Source organism: Aequorivita vitellina (assembly GCF_022008365.1).
In the GTDB taxonomy this organism is placed as follows: domain Bacteria; phylum Bacteroidota; class Bacteroidia; order Flavobacteriales; family Flavobacteriaceae; genus Aequorivita; species Aequorivita vitellina.
On record NZ_JAIRBA010000057.1, the window covers coordinates 1 to 5,080 of the forward strand.

General features: G+C 39.4%; 3 protein-coding genes. All 3 read left to right on the forward strand.

Annotation, left to right across the window (positions count from 1 at the left end):
* The first annotated feature begins 1,282 nt into the window (after nt 1-1,282).
* The 3 genes from K8089_RS15760 (at nt 1,283) to K8089_RS15770 (ending at nt 4,812) form a co-directional block, all read left to right on the forward strand.
* A complete protein-coding gene (locus tag K8089_RS15760; RefSeq protein WP_237604256.1) occupies nt 1,283-1,768 on the forward strand; it encodes a T9SS type A sorting domain-containing protein in 486 nt (161 codons plus the stop codon).
* 26 nt (nt 1,769-1,794) lie between these two features.
* Complete coding sequence (locus tag K8089_RS15765; protein ID WP_237604257.1) at nt 1,795-3,261, forward strand: FISUMP domain-containing protein; 1,467 nt, start codon at nt 1,795-1,797, stop codon at nt 3,259-3,261.
* A gap of 147 nt (nt 3,262-3,408) precedes the next feature.
* Entirely contained in the window at nt 3,409-4,812 is a 1,404-nt protein-coding gene (locus K8089_RS15770; protein WP_237604258.1) for a TlpA disulfide reductase family protein, read from the forward strand.
* Nucleotides 4,813-5,080 lie beyond the last annotated feature (268 nt).

Below are 5,080 nucleotides of genomic sequence, written 5' to 3' on the forward strand. Positions count from 1 at the left end.
AAACGGTCAACTCTAATCAGGGAAGTTCAGGTAGGACGAAGATGAAGATGACGTATGACGGTAAGACGTAGGACGTAGGACGCTTTAGATTTGAGATTTGAGATGGGTGAGCCAAATTTGGGTACAAAGACAATGGAGTTGGGCTGGGCGAGGCACTTCGACTGCGCTCAGTGTGACATTGGATGGAGATTTGAGATTTGAGATTTGAGATGTGAGATGTGAGACGTGACAGGGGAGACTAGAATCTAGAGGCTAGAGGCTAGAGACTAGAGGCTAGACTCAAACGAAAACAAATGTTTTAAACATATTCCTAGTTTTGCCTTTAGGTGCCGTAGGCACGAAATATTGGTAGAAGCATTGTTGTGATTGGAATTTTTGTCCCGTAGGGACGACATATAAATGGGTTGGGTTTTGAGTTGAGGAGTTTAGAAGGGAGAATCTAGAGTCTAGAAGCTAGAGACTAGAAATTTTGAGATATGAGACTTGAGATGGGTGAGCCAAATTTGGGTACAAAGACAATGGGGTTGGGCTGGACGAGGCACTTCGACTGCTCAGTGTGACATATTGGATGGAGATTTGTTGATTGGATTGACACGCGTTGCCCTAGCGAGGAACGTGATGCAGTTGCGCGGTAGCAGGGATGGGTTAACCACAAAGAACGCTAAGGAGGCACGAAGGGCACAAAGAGAATGGGATTGGGGATGGGGATTGGCGAGGCACTTCGACTGCGCTCAGTGTGACATTTTGGATGGGGATTTGAGACTTGAGATGTGAGATGTGAGATGTGAGATGTGAGATGTGAATCTAGAGGCTAGACTCAAACGAAAACATCAGCCATAAAGCGGTTTATTAATGGGAAATTTTCACGATTATTGTCTATCGTTTTACATCACATTTAGTAATTGCGGAGCTTTTTTAAAGTAAAAAGACAATGTGTAAATTAAAACTCCAAAAAAAGGATGGCTATAACACACGAAAACGATTAATATCATTCAAGAATATTACATTTTCTTCAAAAGTATAATTAAAAAAATACGTTAAATCCAGTCATGTTAAAGTCCGATTTTTCTTTAATTACCGCTAAAAGGTAATGTTTTTTCGATGTATTTTTACCGAGTAAATTTTTCATCTTTAAGCGGGAAGCATAAATAAGGTGAAATATTGGATTGTTTAAATATTGTGTTACCACATTCAACACATTATTTAAGCAATTTTTCTTTTACATACATCTGAATTTTAGCTCAATTACAAGAATATTAATTAAAAATAAGTGATAAAAAACATGCGACACAACCAATTAAAATTATGTGCTGTACTTTTATTAGGACTGGGTCTATCAGCGGCGCAGGCACAAGAAAGTACTAATGCCACAGGTGGTGAAGCCACAGGCAGCGGAGGCTCGGCGAGTTATTCTATAGGCCAGATGGTTTACACTACAAATACGGGAACAGATGGTTCAGTGGCACAAGGAGTGCAACAAGCGTTCGAAGTTTCAGTATTAGGTGTTAATGAAGTAGAAGGTTTAACTATTTTACTTGCCGCCTACCCAAACCCAACAGCCACTTACCTAACATTAGAAGTAAAGGATTTTGATCTATCAAACCTCAGCTTGCAAATGTTCGATATTCACGGAAGACTTCTTCGCGCTGAAAACATTACAAGCAGCCAAACGCAGCTTGATATGGGCAACCTCCCCGTTGCCACATATTTTGTAAAAGTAAGCCACGGCACCAAGGAAGTAAAAACATTTAAAATAGTTAAAAACTAGAAGTACTAAATATTAAATTTAAAATAATGAATAACAAACTTTACAACTTTAGAGTAGCATTAATTTTCACATTAACCCTGCTCGTAAACTCTTCAATATTCGCACAAGCCCCTGAAAAATTAAGTTACCAAGCGGTAATTCGCGATGCCAATGACGTGCTAATATCCAACACACAAGTAGGAATGCAAATTAGTGTTTTACAAGGTTCAATAAACGGAACGGTTGTTTATACTGAAACGCAAACCCCAACCACAAACAACAACGGATTGGTAAGTATTGAAATAGGTGATGGTGCTGGTTTCGATACTATAGACTGGACAAATGACAGTTACTTTATTAAAACAGAGACCGATCCAGCTGGAGGAACCAACTACAGTATTACAGGAACAAGTCAGTTACTTAGCGTGCCTTACTCGCTACATTCAAAAACTGCTGAATCTATTACAGGAACAATTAACGAAGTTGACCCAAGAGTTCCCAATGGAACAGTTGCTGGCGAAATGCAGTATTGGGATGGTACAGAGTGGACCGTTGTTACTACAGGAAATGAAGGAGATGTATTAACTTTTGTTAATAACACACCTACATGGGTTGCAAATACTACAGGGACCAATCTTCCTGGGCCATTTGTTGCAACAGATGCTACTAGTATTACAGAAGAAAGTTTTGATGCCAACTGGACTGCAAGTACAGGAGCAACTACTTACTTTTTAGACGTAAACACTGCCGTAGATTTTACAGGGACTTGGGTTTACAACAACTTTGAAGTTGGCAATGTTACTACTTTCACAGCGACTGGTTTAATCTGTGGTACGGAGTATTTCTACAGATTAAGAGCGAGCAACAATACTGGTACAGGTACAAATTCGAATATTATTGCTACTGAAACGAATGCTTGCAGTGGCGGTATTGGCACAGTAATAAACCCAACAACCGGAAAAACGTGGTTGGATAGAAACTTGGGGGCAGCACAGGTTGCAACTTCAAGTAATGACCCTGATTCTTACGGCGATTTATACCAATGGGGAAGAGGAACTGATGGTCACGAAAAAAGAACTTCAGCAACCACAACTACTCTTAGTAGCACAGATACTCCAGGTCACGGTGATTTCATCATTAACGGAGACAGTCCGTTTGACTGGCACGTGCCACAAAACGACAACCTTTGGCAGGGCGTAAACGGTGTTAACAACCCTTGTCCGAGCGGTTACCGTTTACCAACCGAGACAGAATGGGAAGCAGAACGCGGAAGTTGGGCTAGTAACAACGCAGCTGGGGCTTATGGCTCTCCTCTTAAATTACCTGTAGCTGGTCAGCGGAAATATAGCGATGGTACTTTTAGCGGTGTAGGAACTAGCGGTAGCTATTGGTCGAGCACGCTATCTAATGAAGCTGGTGGAATCTATTCACGTTTCCTAAACTTTAGAACGAGTGCTTATGTAATTAGCAGCCACCGTGCAACTGGAGACAGTGTACGTTGTATTCAAGATTAATTAAGTTTAAGATTAAAGAAAGCGGAAAGTTTGTAAAGTGAAAATTTTATGAACTTTCTGCTTTTTATTTATAATTGTCCCTCGACTCAATTCTATAAATTTGTAGCATATGTTGCGGCACGAATAATAATATACTCGTCTTTTAATATGAATTTTAAAAACAATCTACAATTTCTATTATTGCTATTAATACCGGTTTGCGCGTTTGCACAGCACAGTATTTCGGGCCGTTTTCCTCCTTTGGCAGGGCAACAGGTGAAATTAGTAGGTTTTCAGGATTTTGGTATTTACACTATAGATAGCACTCAGGTTTCTAAAGAAGGTGAATTCAGTTTGCGTTTTGCGGAAAAAGATATGGGCATGGGGTATTTAGCTTCCACGGATAATAAAGCCTATTTTGTGGTATTACACAAAGAAGATATTCAATTAAAAGGCAATAGTTTAAGTGCTCCGGAAAGCATTACAATTCTTTCAGGAAAAGAAAATCAATTATTTGCGAAGTACGCTTCGGAAAAGCCACGGAGAGAACAAGCTTTTAGCGCTTGGGACTATTTGTCTAATATCTATTCTGAAGATCCACTTTTTAATTCGCATAAATTACTTCAGCAAATCATAAAAAGCGAAAAACAACGTATAAAGGCGGAAGATAGCTCAGCTATAGCGGCAATGGACAAAAAGTCCTATTTAAGTTGGTATTTGCCCAAACGGGCATTAGTTAGTTCGGTTTCTATAGTAGCGCAATACAGAACCGAAGAAATTCCGGCTACCATTAAGGCTTTTAGAGAATTAGATTATTCAGACGATCGACTTTACAAAAGCGGTTTATTGAGAGAAGCAATTGAAAACCATATTTGGTTACTTGAAAATTCTGCATCTTCACTAGATGCTGCATATAAGGAAATGTATATTTCCATCGATTCAATATTGGATAATCTCACCGACGAACCCAAGAAGCTCAATAAAATAACTGGTTTTCTCTTTAAATTATTGGAAAAGCACAGTCTTTTTAAAGCCTCGGAATACTTGGCCTTAAAAGTTTTGAATCAGGATAACTGTACTATTAATGAGGATATTGCTTCACAATTGGAAAGCTACCGCGCTATGAAAATAGGCAATACCGCACCTGATTTTGAGTTTAAAAAAGACGTCTTCTCACCCGGCTATGGGCCTGTAAACTCCCCTGAAAAACTATCGGATATAAAATCCAATTACACTGTTGTGATTTTCGGATCTAGTTGGTGTCCCGCTTGCCCCAAGGAGTTAATACAAATTAATACTCTATTCCAAAAGTGGAAAAAACAAGACGTAGAAGTGGTCTTTGTTTCTTTGGATGATGATACTGAAAAGTTTAAGAATTTTGTAAAACCGTTTTCTTTTATCAGTATGAGCGATTATCAGAAGTGGGATAGCCCTGTTGTAAAAAGCTACCACGTTTTTGGTACTCCTACCCTATTTTTATTGGATAACAAGCGCAAAATTGTACTTCGCCCAACTTCAACTGAGCAACTGGATTCATGGATAGAATGGTATTTGATACAGGGAAATAAATAGCAGTTAGCTTCAGTTTTTTAAAATAATAAAATGCATTTGTTGATTTGAGATTTGAGATTTGAGAGGTGAGATGTGAGATTTGAGATGTGAGACGTGAGACGTGAGATGTGAGATTTGAGATGTGAGATGTGACAGGGGAGTCTAGAGGCTAGAGGCTAGAGGCTAGAGATTTTGAGATTTGAGACTTGAGCTGGTGAGCCAAATTTGGGTACAAAGGCAATGGGGATAGGGATTGGCGAGGCACTTCGACTGCGCTCAGTGTGACATT